Origin of the sequence: Corynebacterium sp. BF-R-2 (assembly GCF_024586525.1) — a bacterium.
Lineage (GTDB): Bacteria > Actinomycetota > Actinomycetes > Mycobacteriales > Mycobacteriaceae > Corynebacterium > Corynebacterium singulare.
Genome location: NZ_JAMFTP010000010.1, coordinates 1 through 26,086 on the forward strand (window position 1 = coordinate 1; position 26,086 = coordinate 26,086).

Consider the following 26,086-nt stretch of genomic DNA (forward strand, 5'->3'; position numbering starts at 1 on the left):
ACGCCGCACCCGAGTGGTGCGGCTACCGGAAGTATCACCCCGAGCGCGCTGAACTGCTACCAGATACTCACTGAAGCGCTACCAGATAGTCACGACACTGCTACCAAATAGCCGGTCGCAACAACGAAGGCAGCAGGACCCGTCATTCTCATCAGCCTTCTCATTTTTGTCGCACTGACAGTATTCCTCGTCGTCGCTTCTGTCCGCGGAAAGAAATCGTTGAACCGCACGGTGAAAGGCATGGATAACACATGGAAGAACGGATGGATTGAATACCGGCCAGTGCTCATCGGCGAGCTAGCCTTGGTGCGGCAGAAGGACGACGGCGACACAATGACGTACTACTACACCGCACCGCTTCTGATGTTGCAGCCAGATGGGAGCATGAACAGGGTGCCTTCAAGCCAGTTCACTAATAGGGACCCAGCGTGGCTGAAGGCGAAAAAATTCGCTATGGCCGACAGCCCACAGACGGCCACCGTCGACTTCACTCACAATAATGGCTGGGATGTCGCTGGCTACCGTGTGGACCTTCCTAACCCGGAGCCCCAGTTTGGGCTCGGGCTCACTAAGCAGCAGGTAGAAGCAGTTCTCTCCTTCGCAGCGAAGAATTGGGTGCGCTAAATATTTTTAACGCTCCCGTCGCCGTCGATGAACTCCAGCGGAGAGGACGGCAGTGTCTCGCGGGTGGCCACTTCGGTGACAACGTCGGCTACCAAATCGCGCGATGTCTTCATATCAGCACTGCGCTGAGAATTCTCCGTAAGAACGGTAATGCCCTGCGCTGGCTCCTCAGTGAGAGCAGCTGGGCCAAGGATGAGGTAGTTCAGGTTAGTGGAATTTAGCTTATTGTCCACTGCCTTCTTGGACTCCACGTAGGCATACCACTTTTCGTCAGCAGGATCGGTGGTATTCGTCGTAGCCCCCATGTAGGAAATCATGATGTAGGCAGGAGTGTTCTTGCCGGCGGCAGCAAGCTTCTCCAGACCCGCAATCGATGCGAGCGCAGCATCGCGGTCGACGGCCCAGGTGACGTCAGCGCCTGCGCGGCCACCGTTGCCAGCGCCCCATACAACGACGTCATACTCGCCTAGGAGTTCAGCCCACTGTTCCTCAGAAATCTCAGTGAGATCGCGCAGAACCGGTGTGGCTCCACTCGCCTCAATATCAGGAACCTGGTTGGGATTACGGATAAGGGAGTGGACGTCCACGTTGGCGTCGACAAGCTTCGGCGCCGCCAGCAATCCCACCTTGCCGTGGCCGCCAATGTAGAGAACCTTATTGCGTGCAGTAGTTGTCGTACCAGTCATGAGCGCCACCGTACGCCCCTGCACTCGATTCTGCATGACCCCTGGGCAGAGCGAAAAGCCCACAGGATACAATCGAGTCATGATCGCCATCATGACTGTCACCGGTGCCGACAGCACCGGCATCATCGCCTCCGTGACCACTGCTCTTGCTGAACTCAACGTCAACATCATTGACGTCTCGCAGACTCTCATGTCTGGGTACTTCACAATGATCTTGCGCGTCGAGTTTGCTGAGAACATTGTGTCTATCCAGGAGATTCAGGAGCGGATGAACACGGTGGGAGAATCCATTAACCAGTCCATTCGTGTGCAGTCCGAAGCGCTGTTCACTGCCATGAACGAGATCTAGGGACGATAACGAGTCATGCTTAATCGTTTCAATACCGTCAGCATTCTCGACACTATCGAGATGATCGAGAAGTACCGCCTCGACATCCGTACAGTCACTATGGGCATGTCGCTCCTCGGCTGCACGCGCCCCACCATGGAGGCTACCGCTGAGGCCGTGTACGACCGCGTTACCACCCGAGCTTCTCAACTGGTCGAGGTCTGTGAAGGCATCGAGGCCGAACTCGGCATCCCCATCGTCAACAAGCGTATTTCTATCACCCCAGTATCGCTCATTGTCGCAGGCGTGGACGGCAACCCTGTCGACGTCGCACGCGCTCTCGACCGCGCTGCTGCTGAGACCGGAGTCGACTTCGTTGGTGGCTACTCCGCCCTCGTTGAAAAGGGCGCGACAACCGCGGAGAAAGCTCTCATCCGCTCCATCCCGGAGGCACTCGCGGAGACCAACTTGGTGTGCTCCTCTGTGAATATCGCGTCCTCGCGTGCCGGCATCAACATGAATGCTGCGGCACAGATGGGTCGCATTATTAAGGAGGCCGCCGAGCTCACCAAGGACCGTAGCGCCATCGGCTGCGCCAAGCTCGTGATCTTCTCCAACTCCGTCGGCGATAACCCCTTCATGGCCGGCGCTTTCCACGGCATCGAGGAGCCGGATTGCGTTGTCTCCGTGGGCGTGTCTGGCCCGGGTGTTGTGGACCGCGCGCTGGGTTCTCTGAAGGGTTCCACCCTCAATGAGGTTGCTGAAGAGGTTAAGAAGGCTGCGTTCAAGGTCACGCGTGCCGGCCAGCTTGTCGGTTCGCTTGCGTCAGAGCGCCTCGGCGTTCCGTTCGGCATCATCGACCTCTCCCTTGCTCCGACTGCGGAGTTGGGCGATTCCGTGGCCCACATCTTGGAACACATGGGCCTCGAACAGGTAGGCACCCACGGCACCACCGCAGCCCTCGCGCTGCTTAACGACGCCGTCAAGAAGGGCGGCATGATGGCCTGCTCCCGCGTGGGTGGTTTGTCCGGTTCCTTCATTCCGGTCTCCGAGGACAAGGGCATGATCGACGCGGTGCGCTCCGGCGCCATCTCCATTGACAAGCTCGAGGCCATGACCTCGATCTGCTCGGTGGGCTTAGACATGATCGCCATCCCGGGCGATACTTCTGCAGAAACCATCGCCGGCATGATTGCTGATGAGGCCGCCATTGGTGTGATGAACCATAAGACCACCGCCGTGCGCGTCATTCCTGCCCCCGGCACCAAGGCTGGCGACGAGGTCAACTTCGGTGGCCTCTTGGGCTACGCGCCGGTGATCCCGGTCAACCAGGTGGGCAACTCCACCTTCATCAACCGCGGAGGCTTCATCCCGGCGCCGGTGCACGGGTTCCGAAATTAAGGCCTCACCACCTCGGATTAATTTTCACCAAGCGCTTGACCCTCACACAGTGTGAGGGTTTAGCTTTGTCCTATGAAGATATCGGACGTTGCCGCCGCCGCTGGCTGCTCAGTGCGCTCCGTGCGCCATTTACACGAAACGGGCGCGGTTCCTGAACCCGCACGCACCAGCGGAAATTACCGCGACTATTCTGTCTCTGACCTGGCTTCGGTGCTGCGAGCGCGTGCGCTTATCGACGCCGGCGTCCCCATCGCTGATGTCTCATCTCCTGATGCGGTCGAGCGCTCGTTTAACATGCTGGATGAGCGCATTGCTCGGCTGCAACAGCAGCGAGAACGTTTGCGTGCCCTTTCTCAAGCCCCAAAAGGGACACCAGAAGATATCCGTGACTCCCTCAGCCAGGTCATCGAGGATCCGGCAATGCTTCAACTCGAACTGGATTCCTGGGATCTCATGGCATTGACCAGTGTCGCCACACCAGCGACATGGGAACAACTACGAGAGAATCTTCGGGACAACACTTGCCTTGCAGCGCTCCGCGAAGCCGAGATGTTGTGGCTAGAGCTTGGCTCACTGTCTCCGCATGATCGTGGGGTTGCGCGCATCGTCGACAACCTGCAGTCCCTACTTCCACGGGGCTTGATGCAAGGAATCTACCCAACGCTCCGGCCCGGCAACACCCCGCTGACCGTGGCTGATGCTCCGACTACTGGTGCGCAAGGTGTAGCGCTTAAAGCCTTGGTGGGTGGCTCAGGTGGTTAGTATCTGGCGATTTGTGGAGAAACATCCTGGATTTCGCTTAGCCAAATATGAATTGGGCCTCTACCAAGATCTGTGGCGCTGGATGCGGGGCCAGACGCTGGTACCCGCCGGAGCGGTGGCGCTTCCTCATCCTCCGGGCAGGTTACAGATGCTGGGCTTCCTCACTGCGGTGCTGGTGGTTGAAATGGTGGCCGTTCACTTTCTGCTTCCTGGGGGCGTCTTTCGAATTCTGGCGTTGCTGCTGTCGCTGTGGGCCATTATTTTTGTGTGGGGCTTGATCGCTGCCGAACGTATTCGCCCTAGCTATGTCACCGAAGAACTCACGGTTTTGCGCCGCGGAAAAACTGTCTTCGTTGAGGTACCGATGGCTCTTGTCCGTAGCAGGCGGGCAGACCGTACATTCGAATCAGCGGTTGTTATTAGCAAAGGTGAACTCACTGTAGGTGGCCCAGCTGGAACCGATACCCTCCTTGACCTCAGTGAACCCGTCCAGGCATCGCCAGACCGCTACCCGTGGCAGCGCGCCCTTTCAAAGGAGGTAACGACGGTGCGCTTCTATGGTGCTATTTCTTGCTAATTGCTGGCGTTGCGAAGTTCTTCTTCAATCCCCGCAAGCATCGGCAGCGCTAGCTTCGCACGTTCAGTATCAATGCCCCACTTCTCCGGTTCACTGCGGAGCATGGTGGCTGTGGCCGTGAGAAAGTGGGCGAAGTTTTCGACTACGGCACGGTTGTTGTTGCGAATACCTTCGGTGAGCACGGTGGTACTCAGCCGTTCGGTCCAAATTTCGAGGATATGGGGTGAAGTGCTCTTGGCTATCGTGGTGCAGGCGGCGCGCGCTAAGCGCACACTCTCATCGTCATGCCACACTCCTCCGGGGGCGCGAAGACGGCACGAAATAATTGCTGCGCCTTCTACGGCCGGGATCCTTCCCATGCGCACACACGTTTCTACGTAGTCGGCGCCGTAACCGACGGCCATGATAGGACCGATGTCCTTGACAATGCCACGCGTGTCATCCTCGGTGACGTACCACGCACGGAAGGCGAGGTAGTCCTCGTAGTGGAAGTGGCCCGCCGCCGCGAGCACATTCAGCAACCTGGCGGACAACGCCTTAGTCCACACCTTGTCTGTACGCAGGTAACCGTTAAGGCGTTCACGAATCTGATCAAGATGGTCATCCCACTGACCTGACTCAATGCCCTCTTTCAATTCGGTGTAGGCCCAGTCCACGCGGACTTCAGGCCGTTTGCTCACTAAACCGGTGAGTAGCGGTTCGATGACAGAACCGAGGCTATCGGCGGTGCTCATGACTTCTTCCTCTCCTGCGGCAGCACGTCGGGGTCTGACCACTTCTAGACCCTGTGCGTGGGAAGCGGAAGGACCCAAGAGAAGAGTCTTGAGCGGTGTGTGGTTGTGAGCCCGAGTCTAGCCCAGGATGTAGAACAAGGATAGAGCCAAATTTGAGAATTAGTCTTTAGGCTAGCTCCACAATCTCCATGTACTCGTCGTTCCACAGGTCCTCATCGCCGTCCGGCATGATGATGACGCGCTCAGGGTTGAGTGCCTTCACCGCTCCCGGATCGTGGGTAACCAAGACCACGGCGCCGGTGTAGGTCCCCAGGGCATCGAGCACCTGCTCGCGGGACTGTGGGTCGAGGTTGTTCGTAGGCTCGTCGAGAAGCAGCACGTTGGCTCGTGAGGAAACCAGCGTTGCCAGCGACAATCGGGTCTTCTCACCACCGGAGAGCGTGCCGGCGGGTTGCTCCAGCTTGTCTCCGGAAAACATGAAGGCGCCGAGCAGACCACGCAAATCCTGCTGGCCAGCATCAGGGCAGGCCTCGATGGTGTTTTCCCACACGGTCTTGTCGGGGTCGATGTTGTCGTGTTCCTGGGCAAAGTATCCGATGCGCAGGCCGTGGCCAGAGACGATGCCACCTTCGCCATCGGTGCGCTCTACGCCCGCCAGAAGCTTAAGAAGGGTTGTCTTGCCGGCACCGTTGTAGCCCAGCACAACCACGCGGGATCCCTTGTCGATGGCCAAATCGACGCCGGCGAAGACCTCCAGCGAACCATACATCTTGGTCAGGCCCTTGGCGTTCATCGGAGTCTTACCGCAGGGAGCGGGTTCCGGAAATTTGATGTGGGCAACCTTATCGGCCACGCGGACGTCATCCAGCTCGTTCATCATGCGCTCAGCTCGGTGCAGCATCTGCTTGGCGGCGGCGGCCTTCGTGGCCTTCGCACCCAGCTTGGCGGCTTGCTTGTGCAACGCTGCGGCTTTCTTTTCCGCGTTCGCGCGCTCGCGTCGGCGACGTGCCTCATCGGTGGCGCGGGCGTCAAGGTACTTCTTAAAGCCCATGTTGTAGACGTCTGCTTCGGCACGCACGGCATCGAGGAACCAGACCTTGTTACACACGTCCTCCAGCAGGTCTACATCGTGGGAGATCATCACGAGTCCGCCTTCGTGCTTGGATAAGAAGCCGCGCAGCCAGGTGATAGAGTCCGCATCAAGGTGGTTCGTGGGCTCGTCGAGAAGCAGCGTGGTCTGGGACTTGCCCGAGCCAGCCGACGCTGCGAAAAGAATCTGCGCCAGCTCCACGCGGCGGCGTTGACCACCGGACAGCGTCTTGAGCTGCTGGTCAAGGACACGCTGCGGAAGACCCAGGTTGTCGCAGATCTGCGCGCACTCGGAGTCCGCTTCATACCCGCCTAAAGCGTGGTACTCCTCCTCCAAGCGGGAAAACTTACGAATGGCTTTGTCACGAAACTTCTCGTCCGTGGCGGTTTCCATCAGCTCTTGTTGCTTGGCCATGCGGCGCTTGATGTCGTCTAAGCCGCGGGCCGAGAGCACACGCTCACGCGCGGTCTGCTCGATATTGCCCTCTCGGGAATCCTGCGGTAGGTAACCAATGGGCCCTGAGCGCGTCACGGAGCCGCCATAGGGTTCGGTCTCCCCCGCCAGGATGCGCATCGTCGTCGTCTTGCCCGCGCCATTGCGCCCGACTAGGCCGATGCGGTCGCCCGGTTGCACGCGTAGGTGCTGGCCGGGGGCGTCGAGAAGCGTGCGTGCGCCCACGCGCACCTCGAAATCATTGGTCACAATCACGTCGAAACAGTCTAGCAACCAGGGTAGTTAAACCCGAACCCGCGGCAGTACGCCTGCAACATGTATCTGGGGATCTCGAGCATAGAGCATCTTGGAAAACCTGACTCCTGGTCGGCGCGTTTCACTCATGCATGAAAGTCGATGTGACTACATTGACGTCATGAGCACATCAGACACATCGAGATCACCGTTGATCCTCGCGATTACCGCATGTCCGACCGGAATCGCCCACACCTACATGGCCGCTGAAAACCTGGAAGCTGCTGCCGCTGAACTTGGTTACCGCATCAAGATTGAGACACACGGTTCAATTGGTGTCGAAGGTACCTTTAGCTCGAAGGACATCGACGAAGCCGATGCCATCGTGATTGGCGCCGACACCGTGATTGCCAAAGACCGCTTCCGTGGAAAGCGCTTGGCAGCCACTGGCGTTGATGAAGCTATTAAGCAACCAAAGGAGCTTCTCACTCGCGCTCTGTCAGCAGCGAAGTGGGAAGGAAAGACTTCGAGCGACGAGCCGCAAGGGAATCAGGGCGAAGAAACCTCCGGCAGCGCCACCGGGGTTCGTGCTGTGGGAGAGACGCTCTACAAAGCGCTAATGAATGGTGTTTCCCATATGATTCCGTTCGTGGTGACCGGTGGTCTCCTCATTGCGGTAGCACTCTCAATCGGAGGAACTCCCACGCCCGAAGGCCTAGCTATCCCTGAAAACTCTTTCTGGAACACTCTGAATGAGCTTGGCGGCTTGGCCTTTTCTCTCATGGTGCCGATTCTTTCCGGCTATATTGCTGTCGGCATTGCGGACCGCCCCGGCTTGGCACCAGGACTCATCACTGGTCTTATCGCTACGACCGGTTCACTCTATGGCTCAGAAGCTGGAGCTGGTTTCCTGGGAGGCATCGTCACAGGCATCCTGTCCGGCTACGTAGCCCTAGGAATTAAAAAGATTCCGGTTAATAAGTACATCGCCCCGATCTGGCCGATCATCGTGATTCCGATCTTCACCACGCTTATCGTGGGGCTAGTCTTTATCTACTTCGTCGGTGCGCCGGTAGCCGGTGCCTTTGAAGCCATGACCGAGTACCTCGCGGGGATGGAAGGTTCCTCTGTCATTGTCCTCGGTCTGGTTATCGGCGCGATGATCGCTTTCGACATGGGCGGGCCCTTCAACAAAACTGCCTTCTTGTTCGGCGGTGGCATGATTGCCGCCGGCAATGCGGCTCCGATGGGTATGGCGGCTACCGCTATTGCCGTACCGCCCCTTGCGGTGGGTGTTGCCACCCTGGTCCGCCGTGCTTGGTTCAACAAAGCAGAGAAGGACGCCGGTATCGCCGCGCTCTTCATGGGATTCTTCGGCATCACCGAAGGAGCTATCCCTCTTGCGGCTGCACGCCCGCTCCAAGTCATTCCGGCAAACGTCATCGGCGGTGCGGTAGCAGGAGCCCTGGCAGGTGTGCTTGGTGTCACTGACCATGTCATGCACGGAGGTCCCATCGTCGCGGTCCTTGGGGCTGTCGACAACATCGTGGGCTTCTTCATCGCACTGCTCATCGGCGTCGTCGTTTGTGCTTCTGTCATGCTTCTGTTGATTGGACTTACCCAACGTGGAAAGGTCCAGAGCAAAGCTGCGAGACAGGATAATCGGGACGCAGCGGGCATAGCTAAGGAGGATGTGTCAGAAGCATCGGCCCAGGACCAACCTCTGCTCTCTGCCGAGACAGTAACCCTAGACCACAACCTTGGCAATGACCGCGACGAGATCATCAACTCTTTGGTCACGCTTGTCTCTCCTCGGCTTTCTGATCCTTCTGGGGTCACCAAAGCAGCCTTGGAGCGGGAGTCGAAGCACTCTACCGGGGTAGGTCATGGCGTCGCCATCCCTCATGCCCGTACATCGGGGGTGAACGTCCCGACTTTGGCTTTTGCTCGTCTTCCCGAGGGCATTACGTGGGCGGATGGTGAGGATCTCACGACGATGGTCTTCCTTATTACTGTGCCTGAGGACGCCGGCAAGCAGCATCTCAAGCTGCTTTCCAAGCTAGCGCGGGCGATTATGCAGGATGATTTCCGTGCTCGGCTTCAATCCGCCACATCCAAGGAGGAGGCTGTAGACATCATCTCCACGACCTTGGATCCTGCGTCCTTACCCGCTTCGTCATAGCGGTATGTTTCAAAGCCCTTAAAACACCGCACATCATGAAAAAAGAAACCGTCAGCCCAAGGGCACTGAAGGTCATGTTGTGAAGACCTCAAGCATCTCGGACTGACGGTAATGGGGGCTTGCAGCCGAAACTAGACTGCGAAGCCGAGGGCCTGGAGCATCTCGCGGCCCTCCTCGGTAATCATGTTCGGGCCCCACGGCGGCATCCAGACCCAGTTGAGCTGGACGGCCTCGGCGAGCTTGTTGCCTACAATGACGTCCTCAATCTGCTCGCCAATGACATCGGTAAGCGGACAGGCAGGAGAGGTCAGCGTCATGTTAATGACGCAGGTGTTCTTGCCGTCGATGTCATCGAGCCAGACGTCGTAGACCAAGCCCAGGTCAACGATGTTGATGCCAAGCTCTGGGTCAATGACGTCACGGAGATACTCAGTAATGTCGAAGACCTTAGCAATCTGTTCTTCAGTCTGCTCAGGTTTAACAGCACCGCCGTCGAAGGATGCGTTCTGGTCCTGGTACGGGTCGGTAGGACCCGTGGTCTCAGTGTTTTCTGCCATCTATTTCTCCAATTCGTTGAGTGCTTCCATGGTGGCGGCCTGGAAAGCCTTCCACCCCAGAAGAGCGCATTTCACACGGGCGGGGAACTTGGCCACTCCGGCAAAGGCGATGCCATCCCCAATGATCTCATCGTCACCCTCAACTTCACCGCGCGAGGTCACCATCTTCTCGAATTCGGCCAGCTTGGCATTGGCGTCCTCGAGAGGGATTCCCACGATTTCCTCCGCCATAACGGAGGTCGAGGCCTGCGAGATGGAGCAGCCCTCGGCGTCGTAGGAGACGTCTTCCACCGTTTTTCCATCAGCGGAGAGCTTGACGCGCAAGGTGATCTCATCACCGCAAGAAGGGTTAACGTGGTGGACCTCTGCCTGGCCTTCGCGCAAGCCGGAGAATTTCGGGTTCTTGTAGTGATCCAGGATGACGTCCTGGTACATGGAATCTAGGTTCATTCGCTCACTCCAAAGAAGGCACGGGCTGCCCGCACCGCCTCTACGAGGGCGTCGACCTCGTCCTCAGTGTTGTACAGGTAGAAGCTGGCGCGTGCGGTCGAATTAGCCTTGCACGCGCGATGCAGCGGCCACGCGCAGTGGTGGCCAGTGCGAATGGATACGCCGTGGGCGTCGAGAACCTGGCCCAAGTCATGGGGGTGAATTCCCTCAACGACGAAGGATACCGCTCCCCCACGCTCCTCGGTGTTCTCGGGGCCGATGATGCGTAGACCTGGGATCTCGGTGAGTTTCTCCAGCGCATAAGCAGTGAGCTTCTGCTCGTGGGCGTGGATAGCCTCCATCCCCACGTCACTGAGATACTTCACCGCTGCACCTAGTCCGACGACCTGGCTGGTCATCTGGGTTCCGGCCTCGAAACGCGTGGGCGGCTCCGCGAAGGTGGAGTTATCCATCTTCACCACTTCGATCATGGAACCACCCGTCAGGAACGGCGGAAGTTTCGCAAGCAACTCGGCCTTGCCGTAGAGCACGCCGATGCCCGTCGGACCGCACATCTTATGGCCTGAGAAAGCAGCAAAGTCCACGTCAAGGGCATGGAAGTCCACCGGCATATGCGGGACGGACTGGCAGGCGTCAAGGACCACCATGGCACCCACGACACGTGCGCGTCGTACAAGTTCCGTAACGGGAGCCACTGCTCCTGTCACGTTGGACTGGTGAGTAAAAGCCACGACCTTGACGGAATCATCGAGCTCAAGTGAGTCGAGGTCGATGCGACCGTCTTCGGTCATGGAGTACCACTTGAGCGTTGCACCGGTACGCTGACACAACTCCTGCCACGGAACCAAGTTGGCATGGTGCTCGAGTTCGGTGACCACGACAGTGTCACCTTCACCAATGTAGAGCTCACCAGCACGCTCATCGCTGAGCGTGAAGGCAACCTCGTTGAGTGCTTCAGTAGCGTTTTTTGTGAAGGCAATCTCATCTCGGTCGGCGCCGACGAAGGCAGCGATGGCCTGACGAGCGGACTCGTAGGCATCATCGGCTTCCTCCGCCAGCTGATAGGAGCCGCGGTGCACCGGTGCGTTGGTACCGAGGACGAATGCTTCCTCAGCCTTCCACACCGGCAGCGGACGTTGCGAGGTTGCTCCCGAATCCAGGTACACCAAGGGCTTACCATCGCGCACAGTGCGCGAAAGGATGGGGAATTGCTCCCTAATCGCAGTAACGTCTAGTTCAGACATAGGTCCTTCTGCTCGGTTCTTCTGCTTGTCGCGCGCGGCCATCGCGCGTCTCGGTGTGGTTGGGGTACTAGCTTTACTTGAGGAACTGATCGTAACCGTCAGCCTCAAGCTGATCAGCCAGCTCTGCGCCACCAGTCTTGATGACCTGACCATCAGCAAAGACATGGACGAAGTCTGGGGTGACGTAGTTGAGAATGCGCTTGTAGTGCGTGATGAGGAGGATGCCGCCGTTGGTCTCATCCTGGTAGCGGTTAATGCCATCGGAAACAACGCGCAGGGCGTCGACGTCCAGGCCGGAGTCGGTCTCATCCATAACGGCGAACTTCGGCTTGAGGATATCAAGCTGCATAACCTCGTGGCGCTTCTTCTCACCACCGGAGAAGCCCTCGTTGACAGAACGGTGAGCGAAGGACTTATCGATGGAGAGCTTTTCGCGAGCCTCGGTAAGTTCCTTGTTCCACTCGCGCAGCTTCGGGGCCTCGCCACGGATGGCAGTGACAGCAGAGCGCATGAACTGAGCCATCTTCACGCCCGGTACCTCGGTCGGGTACTGCATAGCCAGGAAGAGGCCAGCGCGAGCGCGCTCGTCAACTTCCATCTCGAGGAGGTTTTCGCCGTCGAGAAGCACCTCGCCCTCAGTGACCTCGTACTTGGGGTGGCCAGCGATGACATAGGACAGAGTGGACTTGCCGGAGCCGTTCGGGCCCATGACAGCGTGGGTCTCACCGGAGTTGATGGTGAGGTTGACGCCCTTGAGAATCTCCTTGGCCTCGCCGTCCTCCTCATTCGGGAGTACCTGCGCGCGAAGGTTCTTGATTTCCAGAGTAGACATGGAGTTGGTACCTGCTTTCGGGAAGTTTTAAGCGTTGATCTTGGCGAGCTCGTCGACGACGCGGGATTCCAGATCCTCACGTAGGGACTCGACCGGGATGCGGGAAATGACTTCAGAGAAGAAGCCGCGGATGATGAGGCGGCGAGCCTCGGCGGCAGGAATACCGCGGGACATGAGGTAGAACAGCTCGAGGTCATCGAAGCGGCCCACGGTCGCGGCGTGTCCGGCACCGACGATCTCACCAGTCTGGATTTCCAGATTCGGGATGGCGTCAGCGCGCGCTCCCTCGGTGAGGATCAGGTTGTTGTTCGTCTCATAGGTGTCGGTGTTGTTGGCATCCTTGCGGATGAGCACGTCACCAACCCAGCAGGTGCGAGCCTCAGGGGTGCGGGAAGTGGAGCCAGCCTCTTCCTTCTCCGCGGCCGTCGCGCCCTGTAGGGCACCCTTGTAGAACACGCGGGAGCGGCAGTTCGGGACATCGTGGTCCACGAGCAGGCGGTTCTCAAAGTACTGGCCAGCATCAGCGAAGTAGACACCGAGCAGCTCGGCGTCGCCGCCAGGGCCGTCGAAGACCACGCGCGGGACGAGGCGCACAATCTCGCCGCCGAAGATGGCGGTGTTGTGGCGCAGGACGGCATCGCGGCCTACCTTCGCAACCTGGTGGGACAGGTGAACCGCGTCATCCTCCCAGTCGGCGTCAACAACGACGGTGACCTGGGCGCCATCCTCCAGCACAAACTCCACGTTGTCTGCGTGAGTGCCAGAACCGACGTACTTCAGCACGACAGTGGCCTCAGCGTGGTGGCCCACGTGGATGGAGGTTGCGCCGAAAGAGGTCACGCCGTCGCCAGCGCCGGTGATGGTGATTTCAACCGGCTTGTCCAGTTGTGCCTCTGCGGCAACGGTGACAACCTGTGCTTCCGGCATGGAGGTCCATGCCTGAGCGGCAACGCGGTCCGCTGGTGCACCAGCGGCACCCAGACGGGAGTCATCAGCCGCCACGGTCTCGGAGGTCACGCCTTCTGGAGTGACGACGTCGATCTTCTGTGCGGTAGCCGGCGCGAACTCGCCATTGTGCAGGCCGCGAAGGTTACGCAGCGCGATGAAACGCCAGACCTCATCGCGGCCGTGCGGTACCGGGAAATCCTCGACGTTGAACGAGGTGAACTGGTCACCCTTGGTGACGTCAGCTGGGTTAAATTCGTTGGAAGCTACCACTTAGCCCACCGATCCTTCCATCTGCAGTTCGATAAGGCGGTTGAGCTCCAAGGCGTATTCCATCGGAAGCTCCTTAGCAATCGGCTCGACGAAGCCGCGCACGATCATCGCCATGGCCTCTTCCTCGGCGATACCGCGAGACATGAGGTAGAACAGCTGCTCCTCAGAGACCTGCGAGACAGTTGCCTCGTGGCCCAGGGTGACGTGATCGTTGCGGATGTCGTTGTACGGGTACGTGTCCGAACGCGAGTCGTTATCCACCAGCAAAGCATCACACTCGACGTTTGCGGTGGAGTTCGAGGCATTGTTATTGACCTGGACAAGACCGCGGTACGCGGCGCGGCCACCGTTTCGGGCCACGGACTTGGACACGATGTTGGAGGAGGTGTTCGGCGCCATGTGGATCATCTTGGATCCGGTGTCCTGAACCTGCTTGTCGCCAGCGAAAGCCAGGGAAAGAACTTCGCCCTTGGCGTGCTCACCAGTGAGCCAGCAGGACGGGTACTTCATGGTGACCTTGGAGCCGATGTTGCCATCAACCCATTCCATGGTGCCGCCCTCTTCCACCTTGGCGCGCTGGGTCACCAGGTTGTACACGTTGGTGGACCAGTTCTGGATGGTGGTGTAGCGGCAGCGGCCACCCTTCTTCACCACAATCTCAATGACGCCGGTGTGCAGGGAATCCGAGTTGTAAATCGGGGCGGTGCAGCCCTCAATATAGTGAACATAAGCGCCCTCTTCGACGACGATGAGAGTGCGCTCGAACTGTCCCATGTTCTCAGTGTTAATGCGGAAATAAGCCTGAAGCGGGATGTCCACGTGCACGCCCTTCGGCACGTACACGAAGGAACCACCGGACCAGCAGGCGTTGTTGAGCGCGGAGAACTTGTTGTCACCGGCCGGAATAACAGTGCCGAAGTACTCCTGGAGAATCTCCGGGTACTCACGCACAGCAGTATCGGTATCGACGAAGATAACGCCCTGTTCCTCAAGGTCCTCGCGGATCTTGTGGTAAACAACCTCGGACTCGTACTGAGCAGCAACACCGGAGACAAGGCGCTTCTTCTCTGCATCCGGGATGCCCAGCTTGTCGTAAGTCTCCTTGATGTCCTCCGGAAGGTCATCCCAAGTCTGGGCCTGCTTCTCGGTGGAGCGGACGAAGTACTTAATGTTGTCGAAGTCGATGTCAGACAGATCCGGGCCCCACGTCGGAACCGGCTTCTTGTTGAACACGCGCAGTGCCTTGAGGCGCGACTCGAGCATCCATTCCGGCTCGTTCTTCTTCTGCGAGATGTCACGAACGACATCCTCGCTCAATCCGCGGTGTGCTGCCTGGCCGGCTTCGTCGGAATCGTGCCAGCCATACTCGTAGCCACCGATGGAGGAGATGATTTCATCATCGCTCATCTTGGTTTCAAGCCCTGGTGCTGGTTGTGCCTGTGTCAAAGCCCGCTCCTTTCTCGTCGATTAGCGTTCTTCCCGTCCCGCCGAAGACGGCGGCACGGGTGTAAGAGGGATGTTTGTGGTGCAGATTCCGTGGCCATCCGCAATAGAGGCCAGGGGCTGCACATGTTTTCCTAAGAGGGCGGAGAAGACTTCCTGCTCAGCCTCACACAGCTCCGGATGCTCGGCAGCCACATGGGCGACCGGGCAATGGTGCTGGCAGATCTGCACGCCGTTACCCACAGAGGTCACCGTGGCAGCGTAACCATGTGCATCAAGAACCTCGGCAAGTTGACGTGCTACCTCCGGTACCGATTCATCGTCAGCCACCAAAGGTTTCACGTCCTCCACGAGGCGCTCGAAACGAGCCTTCGCAAAGCGGCGCACGGCCTCCGGCCCGCCGGCTTCCCGGAGCGCAGTGAGAGCTTCGGCGGCGAGCTGGTCGTAGGCGTGACCAAATTGGGCACGGCCCTGATCTGTGAGGCGGAAGTGCTTAGCTGGGCGGCCACGGCCAGCCGTATGCCCTGGGCGGGCCGGCGGACGGCGGTGAACCACCTCGGTGAGTCCTTCTTCCACCAAAATGTCTAAGTGCCGACGAATGCCAGCAGCCGAGAGACCTAGACGCTTACCCAGGTACGACGCCGTGACCGGACCGTCCTTGAGAAGCAACAGCATGACATGCCGGCGGGTATCGCCTTCAGTGGAGCGAGTCTCCTTCGTCACGGTGTGCACCTCCTTGAGTGTGTCCTAGCAAACGTGTCTCAGATTAGACAACACTAGTGTTCCTTAATTCATTCCCAATTTCCACTCTTTCATCCACAGAGGCACCTGCGTGTCGCCCGATAGGCGAGCGACTAAGGTAGACACTCATGAAAGAGGAGCGTCACTACACCCGATCGGGGCGATTCAAGCGCGCCGTGTGGGGCGTGCGCGATGAGCTGCCACGGATGGGCTTAGCAGGGTCCCGCTCCGCGCTGCTCCACCAGGACGCTCCGGACTCGCTGGGAACGGGCAAGGACGCCGCGCTTAGCGACGTCCACCGTCGCACCATCGCCCATCTCCGCACTCTCTTCACACTCCGATGGCTGGGCACCATTGGCTCGCTTCTCATCGCCCTAGGAGGGTTAGGCGCCGGCGCGCTGCCAGTGGTGGGAAATCCCTATGAGTCGTTGCCGTTTGGCCCACTCATGTCCCGCATGCTGCAGTCCGCCTCGGCCATAGTTTTCATCGGCGTGGGATTCATGGTGATCGCCTGGATCTGCATGGCTCCCCTCGTAGGTGCCCCACTGCGCCTTTCGCGCCGCAGCCGTGGGGAAGATTCAGTACACACGCAGCGGTTTAGCCACTCCCCCCACGTCGTAACACAAAGCCACATGTGGCGCACATGGTTGGGGTGGGTGCTGCCGCTTCTCTTCACCGCTCCCCTCTTTACCCAGGACATTTACTCTTACCTGGCCAACGGCTCCATTGTTCTCCAAGGCCTCGACCCCTATTCGGCGGGTCCCGTGGAACTCTTAGGCGCAGATAATGATCTTGCGCGTTCCGTCCCCTTCATCTGGGCTAACTCACCGTCACCCTATGGCCCGGTGGCACTGGGATTGGCTGCGGCTGTGAGCTGGATAACGAGTGACTCCATCATCTGGGGTGTAGTGGCGCACCGAGTTCTCTCCTTGGCCGGCATTATCGCCGCAGGATGGGCTATCTCACGCCTTGCTGTGCGTTGCCGGGTCTCCCCTGAGGCCGCTCTCTGGCTGGGCATCCTTAACCCTCTCACCATCCTGCATCTCGTCGGCGGCATCCACAACGAGGCCTTCATGCTGGGTTTGGCCCTCGTCGGCCTGGAATGCGGGCTGCGAGCTGTGGGCGACGAGAACTCCTCACGATGGCACCGCTGGGTTCTTTTCCTTGTTTCCGGTGTGCTTATCTCCTGTGCGGGCATGGTCAAGGTCACGGGTTTCATCGGGTTGGGGTTTGTGGGGATGGCGCTGGCCCGAATGCTCGTCGATAAGCACGGCGTCTCACCAGTGCGCGCCATCCTCCGTGCTGGGATCGCACAGGTTATGATTCTTGCCGCATCGATTGCTGCAGTCACCATCACGACAGGGATCGACATCGGGTGGATTTTTGGCCAGGGCGGTGCCGCTACCATCCGATCCTGGCTGTCCACGACGACGTCGGTAGGCGTCGGCGCCGGATTCCTCGGAATGCTACTGGGGTTGGGTGATCACACCGATGCCATCCTCACCGTTACGCGCGCGGTGGGTGTTCTCATCGCCACTGCGTTCATGGCGCGCATGCTCTTCGCCACCTATCGCGGCGCGATTCATCCCGTCGGTGGATTAGGCGTGTCTACATTCGTCCTCGTCGTTTTCTTTCCCGTCGTGCAGCCGTGGTACATCCTGTGGGCCGTGCTCCCCCTTGCCGCGTGGGCCAACCGCCGGTTCTTCCGGCTGGCGGTCATTATCTACTCGGGAGTGATGAGTTTCATCGTGCTCCCGCGCGGACTAGGCCTTCCGCCGGGAACAGTACTCGTCATCTACCTAGCAGCCGTGGTCACTTTCCTTATCCTCGCAACCGCGGGGTGGGTTGCGCTACGCAGGGCAGGCGTCCGTGTCCTACACTAAGCCTTCGTGAATACAACAGCTCTGGTCCTGGATAACGTCGTCAAAACATACGGCGATGTCAATGCTGTGGACGGACTCAGTTTCCGCGTCAACCGGGGCGAAATCCTCTGCTTACTCGGGCCCAACGGAGCCGGCAAGACCACCACCATCGAAATGTGTGAAGGTTTCACCAAGCCCACCTCCGGAAACATCGACGTTCTCGGCCTAGATCCCTCTCGTCACCCCGATGCCGTGCGTGCACGAATCGGCATCATGCTGCAAGGGGGAGGCTCCTATTCCGGAATCAAGGTGCGCGAGATGCTGAAACTAAGCGCCTCATATAACGCCAACCCGCTCGATCCGGACTGGTTGCTCGAGACCCTCGGGCTCACCGGCGTGGCAAAGAACACATACCGTCGCCTATCCGGTGGACAGCAGCAACGCCTCTCTCTGGCGCTGGCGATAATCGGGCGCCCCGAACTCGTCTTCCTCGATGAACCTACGGCCGGCATGGATGCTCAATCGCGCCTCGCCGTCTGGGATCTCATTCGCGCTCTGCGGGAGGATGGCGTCACCGTTGTCCTCACCACACACCTGATGGATGAGGCAGAGGCACTGTCGGACCGAGTCGTCATCATCGACCATGGCCAACTCGTAGCCAGCGGCACCACGGCAGATCTCATGGAGACCTCCGAAACCGCGCAAGTAAGCTTTGAAACTGCTACCCCGGTAGACCTTGAGGCCCTTCACACCGCAGGTATTTCTGCCGAGGCCGTGCGCCCGCTCCACTATCGACTCGCCAGCACCGTCAGCCCTGAGGCTATTGCGGCTCTCGCCACCGCGTTGGCCGCACAAGACGTGACGCTGCGCAGCCTGGAAACCTCGCACCGCAACCTCGAAGAAGTCTTCCTCGACCTCACAGGTCGGGAAATGCGTAGCTAGAACAATCCCGTACACCGCGCGCACCTAAGGACACACACTATGAGCACCTTCGCACCTGGAACCTTTTCCCCACAGCCCCAGCGCGTGGGCGTAGCCGCCATGGCCCGCGCACAAGGAGCCATTGAGTCCAAGCTGATGGTGCGCCACGGCGAGCAACAGCTGCTCAGCGTTATTATTCCTCTCGCGATTCTTATCGGCGCCCACAAGCTAGAAAGCATTACGGGCCATGGTCTGGAGGAGATTTTCCCTATGGTGCTTGCCGTCGCCGCCACCTCCTCCGGTTTTACGGGGCAAGCGATTTCCCTCGCCTTCGATCGTCGCTATGGCGCACTCAAACGTACAGGCGCCTCGGGAGTGCCTGCCTGGGCCATTATCGTGGGCAAGATCATCGCGGTGCTCTCCATGGTGGTTATCCAGGTTCTCGTGCTGGGTACCGTCGCAGCCATCCTGGGATTACGGGTCGGTGCGAAGGGCATCGCGGTAGGTATCGTGGCCTTGATCCTTGGCGTCGCCGCTTTCACTGCGCTAGGCCTTCTTCTTGGCGGCACGATGAGCTCCGAGGTGGTTCTCGCTGTATCCAACCTCATCTGGTTTATCCTGCTCGGCACGGTGGGCTGGGTCATGTATTCCCAAGGTTTGGGCGATAACGGCCTCTTGACGCTTGTACCCACCGTGGCTATGGCAAGTGGGCTCGACACTGCGTTGACCGGCGGCTTCCCCGGGTTCGAGCTACTCGTCCTTGCGGGATGGGCGGCAGTCGCGTCGTTCGCCGCGGTGCGTTGGTTCCGCTTCGACGGTTAAATGTGACTTTTCTCCCCACCAAGCGTGGGCACAGCAGGTGGCATTAGTCCCGGGAACGCCCGAGCGGTAGGCTGAGGAGCCGTGAGTACTGCCAACATTACGTCGCCCCACTCTTCTGTCCAGGATCCCGGACACGCCGTCGGCCCTTCAGTGAAGACGCAGCGCATCCTCGCGCTCATCCTTTTGCTGTGCCAGGCTGGCATCACCGTTTCTGGATCCATCGTTCGTGTTACTGGATCCGGCCTGGGGTGCGTCACGTGGCCCAATTGCCACCCCGGCTCCTTGGTGCCGCTCGAGGGTGCTGCACCGCTCGTGCACCAGGTGATCGAATTTGGCAACCGCCTGTTGACGTTTGTCGTGGGAGCCGCCGCTGTGGCCACTATCGTGGCGATGCATAAATCCAAGCGCCGTACCGAGCTAAAGGTCTACGCATGGCTCGGCTTGGCCGGCATCGTGGTTCAGGCCCTCATCGGTGCTCTTTCGGTCTTCCTCAAGCTGTCCTGGTGGTCGGTGGCCATTCACTTCCTGCCGTCGATGGTGCTGGTGTGGATCGCCGCCATGCTCTACTCACGCATCGCTGAGCCCGATGATGGCATCCCCACGCGCGTCTTCCCTACTGCTATTCGTACGCTCGCGGTCATCGCCGCGGTGGCGCTGTCCATCGTCTTGCTCACCGGCACCTTTGTGACAGGTTCAGGTACTCACTCCGGTGATGCTGGGGTTGGCATGGAAGGGCGCCTCGGCGTTGACACTTATGGTATGGCCGTCATTCACGCCATCTGCATGTATGTGTACCTTGCCCTGACGTTGATCATGGTCTTTCTTCTGCACCGCTCGGGCGCTCCCAAGGCCGCCAAGAACGCCGGTTGGGTTCTCATCATGTGCATCGTCGTGCAGTGGGCTATTGGTGTGGCCCAGTTCTACCTGCACATTCCGCGTTGGACAGTACCTTTCCACGTCGGCATGTCTTCCGTGGTCACCGCGTTCACCGCACTGTTGTGGGCACATGGCCGCCGCCGCGTGGATGCACGTGATGTGCATTCACTCGACGGTGAACCGACCACAAAGCGCTAAGCCGTTTAAGAAGTCGACTCATAACGCCTGTCCCCAGTCATAATGACGCTGAGGCGCCGCATCCCCGTCTGTGGGAGGCGGTGCCTTTTTGCTGCGCTGTGATCGGGGTTTCGTTTAGCCTAGGTATATGCATGCAATTCAGGTAACCACGACCGGAGGGCCAGAGGTCCTCACCTACACCGAGGTAGACAACCCAACGCCGACGGACGAGCAGCTGCTTATCGACGTCTCCGTGGCCGGTGTTAACTACATCGATACTTACTACCGTGAAGGCATTTACAACGCCTCTACCCCATTTATCATGGGCTTTGAGGGAAGCGGACGGGTAGTCCATGATCCGAAGGGCGAGATTGCCGAGGGCACCATGGTGGCCTGGGACCATGCCTTTGGTTCCTACGCAGAACAGGTCTGCGTGCCCCGTGACCGCGTCGTCGCCGTCCCTGATGAAATTCCTTCTGCTGTCGCGGGCTCAATGCTGCTGCAAGGCATGACGGCCCATTACCTCAGCCACGGCGTTTACCAGCTCGGCGAAGGCGCTTCCTGCCTAATTACTGCCGGCGCAGGTGGTGTGGGCCTCGTTCTCACCCAGATGGCTAAGTCCCTCGGAGCAACGGTGTATTCAGTCGTCTCGACCGAAGAAAAGAAGAAGCTGGCTTACGAGGCCGGCGCCGATGAAGTCTTCCTCTATAGCGAAGGCTTGGCGGAGCAGGTACGCCGCTTCAACGGTGGACGCGGCGTGGATGTGGTCTACGACGGCGTGGGCAAGGACACGTTCAACGAGTCCCTCGAGGTTGTCCGCCCACGCGGCACAGTGGCGCTTTTCGGCGCTGCTTCCGGCCCGGTTCCCCCTATGGACCCGCAGCTGCTTAACAAGCACGGCTCAATTTTCCTCACCCGCCCCTCCCTGGGCGCGTGGACCGCGCAGGAGGGTGAGTTCCACATGCGTGCTCAGGCCGTGGTCCAAGCCGTTATTGACGGTGATATCACGTTCCGTGTCTCGGCGGAGTATCCACTCGCCGAGGCTGCACAGGCTCACCGCGACTTGCAAGGCCGTAAGACTACCGGATCCATTGTCTTGCGTGTACGCGAGGATTAACTGACCAGCATGGTTCGACGCGCGTTGCGCGGCTAGAAGAATGTAGCGGACCAGCCGAGCATGCGACCAATGGGCTCCCACCCCACAACGGCGTCAACGGACAGGCCAATGAACAGCACCGAAAGGTAGTTGTTGGAGTAGATAAACAGGCGCATAGGCTTGACCTTGGCGCCTTGTTTCACTCCCTGGTGGAGACGGATTGCCATCCACAAGAAGACCGCACCGGATGCCACCGCAGCCACAAGGTATATCCACGAGGCAGCTGGAATGATGAGCAACGTAACGATCACGGTGCCCACCGTGTACCACACGATTTGCCGCGTGACCTCCGATTCCGCTGCTACTACAGGCAGCATGGGCACGCCAGCCTTACGGTAATCTTCCTTGTACTTCATGGCTAATGCCCACGTGTGGGGCGGCGTCCAGAAGAAGATGATGAGAAAAAGGACAACGGCCTGCCACCAGCGATCCGGCTCCCCCGCTGGGGCGTTATCACGAATGACGGCCCAGCCCACCATGGCTGGCATACATCCGGCCAGACCGCCCCAGACGATGTTCTGGGCATTACGCATCTTGAGGAACTTGGTGTAGACGAACACGTAGAAGAAGTTCGTCAGAAGCACGAAAAATGCCGCGAGCCACGAGTGAGCCAATACGCCCAGCCAAAAGACGGAAAGGGTCAGCATGATCCACGCGAAGATAGCCGCGTTGCGGCGCGAGATGGTGGCGCGAACAAGTGGGCGCGCACGGGTGCGCTGCATCTTCTGATCGATTTCATAGTCCACAACGTTGTTAAACGTGTGGGCTGCGGCCGCGCCCATCCAGCCACCGAAAATTGTGGAAATAATGAGCCAGAAGTTCGAGGAGACAGCGTCAAATCCACGCTGTGCTTGGAGCATTGCCGGGATTGCCGCAACGAGGAGGAGTTCAATGATCCTCGGTTTCGTCAGCGCAAAATAGGCCTTGATGGTCTCCAAGGAACAATCCTCCGTATATCTGGCAACGACAGCGTACGAGCAGTGGGTCTTAGTAGTGGTCGGCTGCGGGGGCTCGAAAGTTCCCGACAACCATCCTCACATTCGTGTGAAGACAATCCCCGGAAAACCTGAGTACAAACCGACCGGCCTCAACCATGCCACCCTACCGCCCAGATCGTGGTTTCTATAATTACCCGCCGGGGATTCAAAAACCTTTACACTGATAAACGGTATATCTGTTTCCAGAAGCGAAGTGAGGTTTTCACCGTGTCGCACGATAAGTTGTCCCCGGAACTGCAGGCTATGGTCCAGCGCCGTTATCCCTCTGACTGGAGTGACCTAGACACCCGCGCCGTGGATACCGTGCGCGTTCTCGCCGCGGACGCTGTGCAGAACTGCGGCTCCGGTCACCCTGGCACCGCGATGTCCCTGGCACCGCTGGCCTACACGCTCTACCAGCGCATCATTAATCATGACCCAGCGGACGTGCACTGGGCTGGCCGTGACCGTTTCGTGCTCTCCGTAGGCCACTCCTCACTAACCCAGTACATTCAGCTTTTCCTGGGCGGATTCGGCCTTGAGATGGAAGACCTCAAGTCTTTGCGCACCTGGGGTTCTAAGACCCCGGGCCACCCGGAGGTCCACCACACCGATGGCGTGGAGATCACCACTGGTCCGCTGGGCCAGGGCTTGGCTTCCTCCGTCGGTATGGCCATGGCGGCACGGAAAGAACGCGGGCTTTTCGACGCTTCCGCACCCGCCGGCGAATCCCCCTTTGATCACTTTGTCTACGTCATCGCGTCCGATGGTGACCTGCAAGAGGGCGTGACCGCTGAAGCTTCCTCCTTGGCAGGCACTCAGCAGCTGGGCAACCTCATCGTGTTCTGGGATGACAACCGTATCTCCATCGAGGACGACACGAACATCGCCTTCAACGAGGACGTCGTGAAGCGCTACGAGGCCTACGGCTGGCACGTGCAGACGGTTGAGTCCGGTGAGGATGTCGAGGCACTCGAAGCAGCAGCTGAAGCTGCCCGCGCAGAAACTACCCGCCCGTCCTTCATCCGCGTCAAGACCGTCATCGGCTACCCAGCACCGAACAAGATGAACACCGGCGGTGTTCATGGCGCGGCGCTCGGTGAGGACGAAGTTGCGGCAACCAAGGAGATTCTTGGTTTCGACCCCGAGCAGCACTTCCACATCGACGACGAGGTGCTTGCCCATACCCGCAAGCTCACCGAGCGCGGCGCGCAGAAGCATGCCGAGTGGCAGAAGAAGTTCGATGAATGGGCAGCCGCCCACCCAGAAGAAAAGAAGCTCTTCGACCGCCTTCAGGCTCGCGAGCTCCCAGCAGACTTCGCCGCTGAGCTCCCAAGCTGGGAGGCAGGCGAGTCCCTGGCTACTCGTAAGGCTTCCGAGGCCGCTATCCAGGCGCTGGCTGCCTCCCTGCCGGAGATGTGGGGCGGCTCCGCCGACCTGGCGGGCTCCAACAATACCGTGATTAAGGGAGCTGACTCCTTTGGTCCCGAATCCATCACCACTGATGCATGGTCTGCGCAGCCTTGTGGGCGCAACCTGCACTTTGGTATCCGCGAGCACGCCATGTCCGCCATCATGAACGGCATTGCCCTGCACGGCAATACCCGCGTCTACGGCGGTACCTTCCTCATCTTTTCTGAGTACCAGTACCCGGCCGTGCGCCTCGGCGCGCTGATGTCCACTGATACCTACTACGTGTGGACCCATGACTCCATCGGCCTTGGCGAAGATGGTCCTACTCACCAGCCGGTTGAGACCCTCGCCGCCTTGCGTGCCATCCCGAACCTCTCCGTGATCCGTCCAGCCGATGCCAATGAAACCGCTCAGGGCTGGGCCGCCGCACTTGAGTACAAGGCAGCGCCAAAGGGCCTGGCGCTGTCCCGTCAGAACCTCCCCGTCCTCGAAGGCACCAAGGACAAGGCTGCCGACGGCGTTCGTCGCGGTGCCTACGTACTTGTTGAGGCTTCGAAGGAGACCCCGGACGTTATCCTGCTGGCCTCCGGTTCCGAGGTGCAGCTGGCAGTAGAGGCCGCACAGCAGCTCGAGGCTGAGGGAACCGCGACCCGAGTCGTATCCGCTCCCTGCTTGGAATGGTTCGACGAGCAGGACGCAGACTACCGCGAGTCCGTGCTCCCATCCGCAGTCCTGGCACGCGTATCCGTCGAGGCGGGCATCTCCATGCCGTGGCACAAGTACACCGGCTCCTTCGGCCGTACGGTGTCCTTGGAGCACTTCGGTGCTTCTGCCCCTGCTGGCGAGCTCTTTGAGAAGTTCGGCTTTACCGCCGAGGCTATTGTGGACGCCGCCCGCGATGCCCTTGGCGCAGCCCACGCCATCTAGTCCGCACCTTCTACCAGGCCAGTGCGACGGCCCAGCGCCGTTGCTGACGAAAGGACCCTGTACACACCATGACTCACATCGATGAACTCGCCACGATCGGTACCTCGACGTGGCTCGACGATCTGTCGCGCGAGCGCCTGGATTCCGGGAATCTCCGCGAGCTTGTGTCTACCAAGTCCATTGTGGGTGTCACCACCAATCCAGCTATTTTCGCCTCCGCAATGTCGTCCGGCACTTCCTACGACGCGGCTATCGCCGACCTCAAGGAAAAGGGCGTGAAAGCCGATGAGGCTGTCTACTCCCTCGCCGTTGACGACGTCCGCAACGCGTGCGATGTCCTCAGCGACATCTTCGAGAAGACAGGGGGCCGCGATGGTCGCGTCTCCATCGAGGTCGACCCGCGCATTTCCGCCGACGCGGAGGCCACTGTGGCTCAGGCCCGTGAACTGTGGGCGCAGGTGGATCGCCCCAACCTCATGATTAAGATTCCGGCCACGAAGGGATCCCTCCCAGCAATCACCGACGCGCTAGCCGCGGGCATCTCCGTCAACGTCACGCTCATTTTCTCGGTGGAGCGCTACGCCGAGGTCATTGCCGCGTATAAGGAAGGGATCAGGCGTGCCGCCGCGGCGGGCAAGGATGTATCGACGATTCACTCCGTGGCCTCCTTCTTTGTCTCTCGTCTCGATACCGAAGTGGATAAGCGCCTCGAACTCATCGGCTCTGAGGAGGCTCTAGCACTGCGTGGAAAGGCAGGCGTGGCCAACGCCCAACGCGCTTATGCTTTGTTTGCCAAGGAATTTGGCGCCGGCGCGGATCTTCCGGAAGGTGCGCAGGTGCAGCGTCCACTGTGGGCGTCGACAGGCGTGAAGAATCCGGAGTACCCGGCGACGCTCTACGTCTCTGAGCTGGCCGGCCCCGATACGGTAAACACCATGCCGGAGAAGACCATCGATGCAGTTCTCGACCAGGGCAACCTCCACGGCGATACCCTGACTGGTGCCGGTGAGCAGGCGGATACGGTCTTCGCAGAGCTCGAAGCAGTCGGCATCGACTTTGATGACGTCTTTGCGGTATTGGAGCGCGAGGGAGTCGACAAGTTCGTGGCCGCGTGGGAGGAGCTCCTCGCATCAATGGTGGACCGTCTCTCTTAGGCTCCACTTTCCCTGCCCCGGCGATGAGGAATTGTTCAAATGGTAGAAGATTTCTTTAACCCTTTTTAGTCACACGCGCCCCACTAACGAACAGGCAACTATCGTTGGCGGGGCGCGTATCGCTATGCTGGGCTGTTGGACTAACCTCACACAGACCGAAAGGACACTTAGTGAGCACTACCAGCGCGTGGGTTAACCCGTTGCGCAACGCGAAGGATAAGCGCCTTCCGCGCATCGCCGGCCCC

At 59.4% G+C, this 26,086-nt stretch carries 24 protein-coding genes; 13 read left to right on the plus strand and 11 right to left on the minus strand.

Features of this window, described 5'->3' with window-relative positions:
- The first annotated feature begins 240 nt into the window (after window positions 1-240).
- Window positions 241-624, plus strand: coding sequence for a hypothetical protein (locus M5J09_RS08115; RefSeq protein WP_257157531.1), 384 nt, complete (start codon window positions 241-243; stop codon window positions 622-624).
- On the opposite strand, the gene M5J09_RS08120 is transcribed toward M5J09_RS08115, so the two are convergent.
- Window positions 621-1,310 carry an SDR family oxidoreductase gene (locus M5J09_RS08120; RefSeq protein ID WP_257157616.1) on the minus strand — a complete coding sequence of 230 codons (690 nt, stop codon included), beginning with the start codon at window positions 1,308-1,310 and terminating at the stop codon, window positions 621-623. The genes M5J09_RS08115 and M5J09_RS08120 overlap by 4 nt on opposite strands.
- Before the next feature lie 79 nt (window positions 1,311-1,389).
- Here M5J09_RS08120 and M5J09_RS08125 point away from each other — a divergent pair, with 79 nt between their 5' ends.
- The 4 genes from M5J09_RS08125 to M5J09_RS08140 all read left to right on the plus strand — a co-directional run bounded on the left by M5J09_RS08125 (window position 1,390) and on the right by M5J09_RS08140 (window position 4,378).
- On the plus strand, window positions 1,390-1,659 hold the full coding sequence (locus M5J09_RS08125; protein ID WP_042530788.1) for an ACT domain-containing protein: 270 nt from the start codon (window positions 1,390-1,392) through the stop codon (window positions 1,657-1,659).
- A 15-nt stretch (window positions 1,660-1,674) separates the two neighbouring features.
- On the plus strand, window positions 1,675-3,039 hold the full coding sequence (locus M5J09_RS08130) for a PFL family protein (RefSeq protein ID WP_257157532.1): 1,365 nt from the start codon (window positions 1,675-1,677) through the stop codon (window positions 3,037-3,039).
- A gap of 72 nt (window positions 3,040-3,111) precedes the next feature.
- On the plus strand, window positions 3,112-3,801 hold the full coding sequence (locus M5J09_RS08135) for a MerR family transcriptional regulator (protein ID WP_257157533.1): 690 nt from the start codon (window positions 3,112-3,114) through the stop codon (window positions 3,799-3,801).
- 13 nt (window positions 3,802-3,814) lie between these two features.
- The gene (locus tag M5J09_RS08140) at window positions 3,815-4,378 is read left to right on the plus strand and encodes a hypothetical protein (protein WP_257157534.1); all 564 of its coding nucleotides are present in this window, start codon (window positions 3,815-3,817) and stop codon (window positions 4,376-4,378) included.
- Here M5J09_RS08140 and M5J09_RS08145 read toward each other — a convergent pair.
- Both M5J09_RS08145 and M5J09_RS08150 read right to left on the minus strand, forming a co-directional pair.
- A complete protein-coding gene (locus tag M5J09_RS08145) occupies window positions 4,375-5,112 on the minus strand; it encodes a hypothetical protein (RefSeq protein ID WP_257157535.1) in 738 nt (245 codons plus the stop codon). The two genes, M5J09_RS08140 and M5J09_RS08145, sit on opposite strands and share 4 nt — an antisense overlap.
- 166 nt (window positions 5,113-5,278) lie before the next feature.
- On the minus strand, window positions 5,279-6,910 hold the full coding sequence (locus M5J09_RS08150) for an ABC-F family ATP-binding cassette domain-containing protein (protein ID WP_204100117.1): 1,632 nt from the start codon (window positions 6,908-6,910) through the stop codon (window positions 5,279-5,281).
- A gap of 160 nt (window positions 6,911-7,070) precedes the next feature.
- On the opposite strand from M5J09_RS08150, the gene M5J09_RS08155 reads away from it, so the two are divergent.
- Window positions 7,071-9,071: a fructose-specific PTS transporter subunit EIIC gene (locus M5J09_RS08155; protein ID WP_257157536.1), complete on the plus strand. Its 2,001-nt coding sequence runs from the start codon at window positions 7,071-7,073 to the stop codon at window positions 9,069-9,071.
- Between the two features lie 131 nt (window positions 9,072-9,202).
- Here M5J09_RS08155 and M5J09_RS08160 read toward each other — a convergent pair whose 3' ends face one another.
- The 7 genes from M5J09_RS08160 to M5J09_RS08190 form a co-directional block, all read right to left on the minus strand.
- Entirely contained in the window at window positions 9,203-9,628 is a 426-nt protein-coding gene (locus M5J09_RS08160; RefSeq protein WP_039675284.1) for a metal-sulfur cluster assembly factor, read from the minus strand.
- A complete protein-coding gene (sufU, locus tag M5J09_RS08165) occupies window positions 9,629-10,078 on the minus strand; it encodes a Fe-S cluster assembly sulfur transfer protein SufU (protein WP_257157537.1) in 450 nt (149 codons plus the stop codon).
- Complete coding sequence (locus tag M5J09_RS08170; RefSeq protein ID WP_257157538.1) at window positions 10,075-11,322, minus strand: cysteine desulfurase; 1,248 nt, start codon at window positions 11,320-11,322, stop codon at window positions 10,075-10,077. The genes sufU and M5J09_RS08170 overlap by 4 nt, the downstream gene beginning before the upstream one ends.
- Before the next feature lie 73 nt (window positions 11,323-11,395).
- The gene (gene sufC, locus M5J09_RS08175; protein ID WP_042530772.1) at window positions 11,396-12,154 is read right to left on the minus strand and encodes a Fe-S cluster assembly ATPase SufC; all 759 of its coding nucleotides are present in this window, start codon (window positions 12,152-12,154) and stop codon (window positions 11,396-11,398) included.
- Window positions 12,155-12,181: 27 nt separating this feature from the next.
- The gene (sufD, locus tag M5J09_RS08180; protein ID WP_257157539.1) at window positions 12,182-13,372 is read right to left on the minus strand and encodes a Fe-S cluster assembly protein SufD; all 1,191 of its coding nucleotides are present in this window, start codon (window positions 13,370-13,372) and stop codon (window positions 12,182-12,184) included.
- Window positions 13,373-14,779, minus strand: coding sequence for a Fe-S cluster assembly protein SufB (gene sufB / locus M5J09_RS08185; protein WP_162484150.1), 1,407 nt, complete (start codon window positions 14,777-14,779; stop codon window positions 13,373-13,375).
- A gap of 60 nt (window positions 14,780-14,839) precedes the next feature.
- Window positions 14,840-15,490 (minus strand): helix-turn-helix transcriptional regulator, encoded by a 651-nt coding sequence (locus tag M5J09_RS08190; protein ID WP_374982115.1) that lies wholly within the window; start codon window positions 15,488-15,490, stop codon window positions 14,840-14,842.
- 194 nt (window positions 15,491-15,684) lie between these two features.
- On the opposite strand from M5J09_RS08190, the gene mptB reads away from it, so the two are divergent.
- From mptB to M5J09_RS08215, 5 genes are all read left to right on the plus strand, one after another.
- Window positions 15,685-17,439, plus strand: a complete 1,755-nt coding sequence (gene mptB / locus M5J09_RS08195) for a polyprenol phosphomannose-dependent alpha 1,6 mannosyltransferase MptB (RefSeq protein WP_257157541.1) — start codon at window positions 15,685-15,687, stop codon at window positions 17,437-17,439.
- A gap of 6 nt (window positions 17,440-17,445) precedes the next feature.
- On the plus strand, window positions 17,446-18,360 hold the full coding sequence (locus M5J09_RS08200; RefSeq protein ID WP_042530765.1) for an ABC transporter ATP-binding protein: 915 nt from the start codon (window positions 17,446-17,448) through the stop codon (window positions 18,358-18,360).
- Between the two features lie 39 nt (window positions 18,361-18,399).
- Window positions 18,400-19,161, plus strand: a complete 762-nt coding sequence (locus M5J09_RS08205) for an ABC transporter permease (protein WP_257157542.1) — start codon at window positions 18,400-18,402, stop codon at window positions 19,159-19,161.
- 96 nt (window positions 19,162-19,257) lie between these two features.
- Entirely contained in the window at window positions 19,258-20,235 is a 978-nt protein-coding gene (locus tag M5J09_RS08210; RefSeq protein ID WP_257157617.1) for a heme A synthase, read from the plus strand.
- Between the two features lie 127 nt (window positions 20,236-20,362).
- Complete coding sequence (locus M5J09_RS08215; RefSeq protein WP_257157543.1) at window positions 20,363-21,331, plus strand: quinone oxidoreductase; 969 nt, start codon at window positions 20,363-20,365, stop codon at window positions 21,329-21,331.
- Window positions 21,332-21,363: 32 nt separating this feature from the next.
- Here M5J09_RS08215 and M5J09_RS08220 read toward each other — a convergent pair whose 3' ends face one another.
- On the minus strand, window positions 21,364-22,398 hold the full coding sequence (locus M5J09_RS08220; protein WP_374982114.1) for a heme o synthase: 1,035 nt from the start codon (window positions 22,396-22,398) through the stop codon (window positions 21,364-21,366).
- A 213-nt stretch (window positions 22,399-22,611) separates the two neighbouring features.
- Here M5J09_RS08220 and tkt point away from each other — a divergent pair, with 213 nt between their 5' ends.
- Complete coding sequence (tkt, locus tag M5J09_RS08225; protein WP_257157618.1) at window positions 22,612-24,687, plus strand: transketolase; 2,076 nt, start codon at window positions 22,612-22,614, stop codon at window positions 24,685-24,687.
- Window positions 24,688-24,755: 68 nt separating this feature from the next.
- A complete protein-coding gene (gene tal / locus M5J09_RS08230; RefSeq protein ID WP_257157544.1) occupies window positions 24,756-25,841 on the plus strand; it encodes a transaldolase in 1,086 nt (361 codons plus the stop codon).
- The last annotated feature ends 245 nt before the right edge of the window (window positions 25,842-26,086 follow it).

Bases quoted from the DNA above. Each gene is read 5' to 3' on its own strand.
- M5J09_RS08170 (WP_257157538.1), bottom strand. From the start codon at position 11,322: ATGTCTGAACTAGACGTTACTGCGATTAGGGAGCAATTCCCCATCCTT.
- sufU (WP_257157537.1), bottom strand. From the start codon at position 10,078: ATGAACCTAGATTCCATGTACCAGGACGTCATCCTGGATCACTACAAG.
- sufB (WP_162484150.1), bottom strand. From the start codon at position 14,779: ATGAGCGATGATGAAATCATCTCCTCCATCGGTGGCTACGAGTATGGC.
- M5J09_RS08125 (WP_042530788.1), top strand. From the start codon at position 1,390: ATGATCGCCATCATGACTGTCACCGGTGCCGACAGCACCGGCATCATC.
- sufC (WP_042530772.1), bottom strand. From the start codon at position 12,154: ATGTCTACTCTGGAAATCAAGAACCTTCGCGCGCAGGTACTCCCGAAT.
- M5J09_RS08190 (WP_374982115.1), bottom strand. From the start codon at position 15,490: ATGCTGTTGCTTCTCAAGGACGGTCCGGTCACGGCGTCGTACCTGGGT.
- tkt (WP_257157618.1), top strand. From the start codon at position 22,612: ATGGTCCAGCGCCGTTATCCCTCTGACTGGAGTGACCTAGACACCCGC.
- tal (WP_257157544.1), top strand. From the start codon at position 24,756: ATGACTCACATCGATGAACTCGCCACGATCGGTACCTCGACGTGGCTC.
- M5J09_RS08130 (WP_257157532.1), top strand. From the start codon at position 1,675: ATGCTTAATCGTTTCAATACCGTCAGCATTCTCGACACTATCGAGATG.
- M5J09_RS08155 (WP_257157536.1), top strand. From the start codon at position 7,071: ATGAGCACATCAGACACATCGAGATCACCGTTGATCCTCGCGATTACC.
- M5J09_RS08135 (WP_257157533.1), top strand. From the start codon at position 3,112: ATGAAGATATCGGACGTTGCCGCCGCCGCTGGCTGCTCAGTGCGCTCC.
- M5J09_RS08205 (WP_257157542.1), top strand. From the start codon at position 18,400: ATGAGCACCTTCGCACCTGGAACCTTTTCCCCACAGCCCCAGCGCGTG.
- mptB (WP_257157541.1), top strand. From the start codon at position 15,685: ATGAAAGAGGAGCGTCACTACACCCGATCGGGGCGATTCAAGCGCGCC.
- M5J09_RS08120 (WP_257157616.1), bottom strand. From the start codon at position 1,310: ATGACTGGTACGACAACTACTGCACGCAATAAGGTTCTCTACATTGGC.
- M5J09_RS08145 (WP_257157535.1), bottom strand. From the start codon at position 5,112: ATGAGCACCGCCGATAGCCTCGGTTCTGTCATCGAACCGCTACTCACC.
- M5J09_RS08115 (WP_257157531.1), top strand. From the start codon at position 241: ATGGATAACACATGGAAGAACGGATGGATTGAATACCGGCCAGTGCTC.
- M5J09_RS08215 (WP_257157543.1), top strand. From the start codon at position 20,363: ATGCATGCAATTCAGGTAACCACGACCGGAGGGCCAGAGGTCCTCACC.
- M5J09_RS08160 (WP_039675284.1), bottom strand. From the start codon at position 9,628: ATGGCAGAAAACACTGAGACCACGGGTCCTACCGACCCGTACCAGGAC.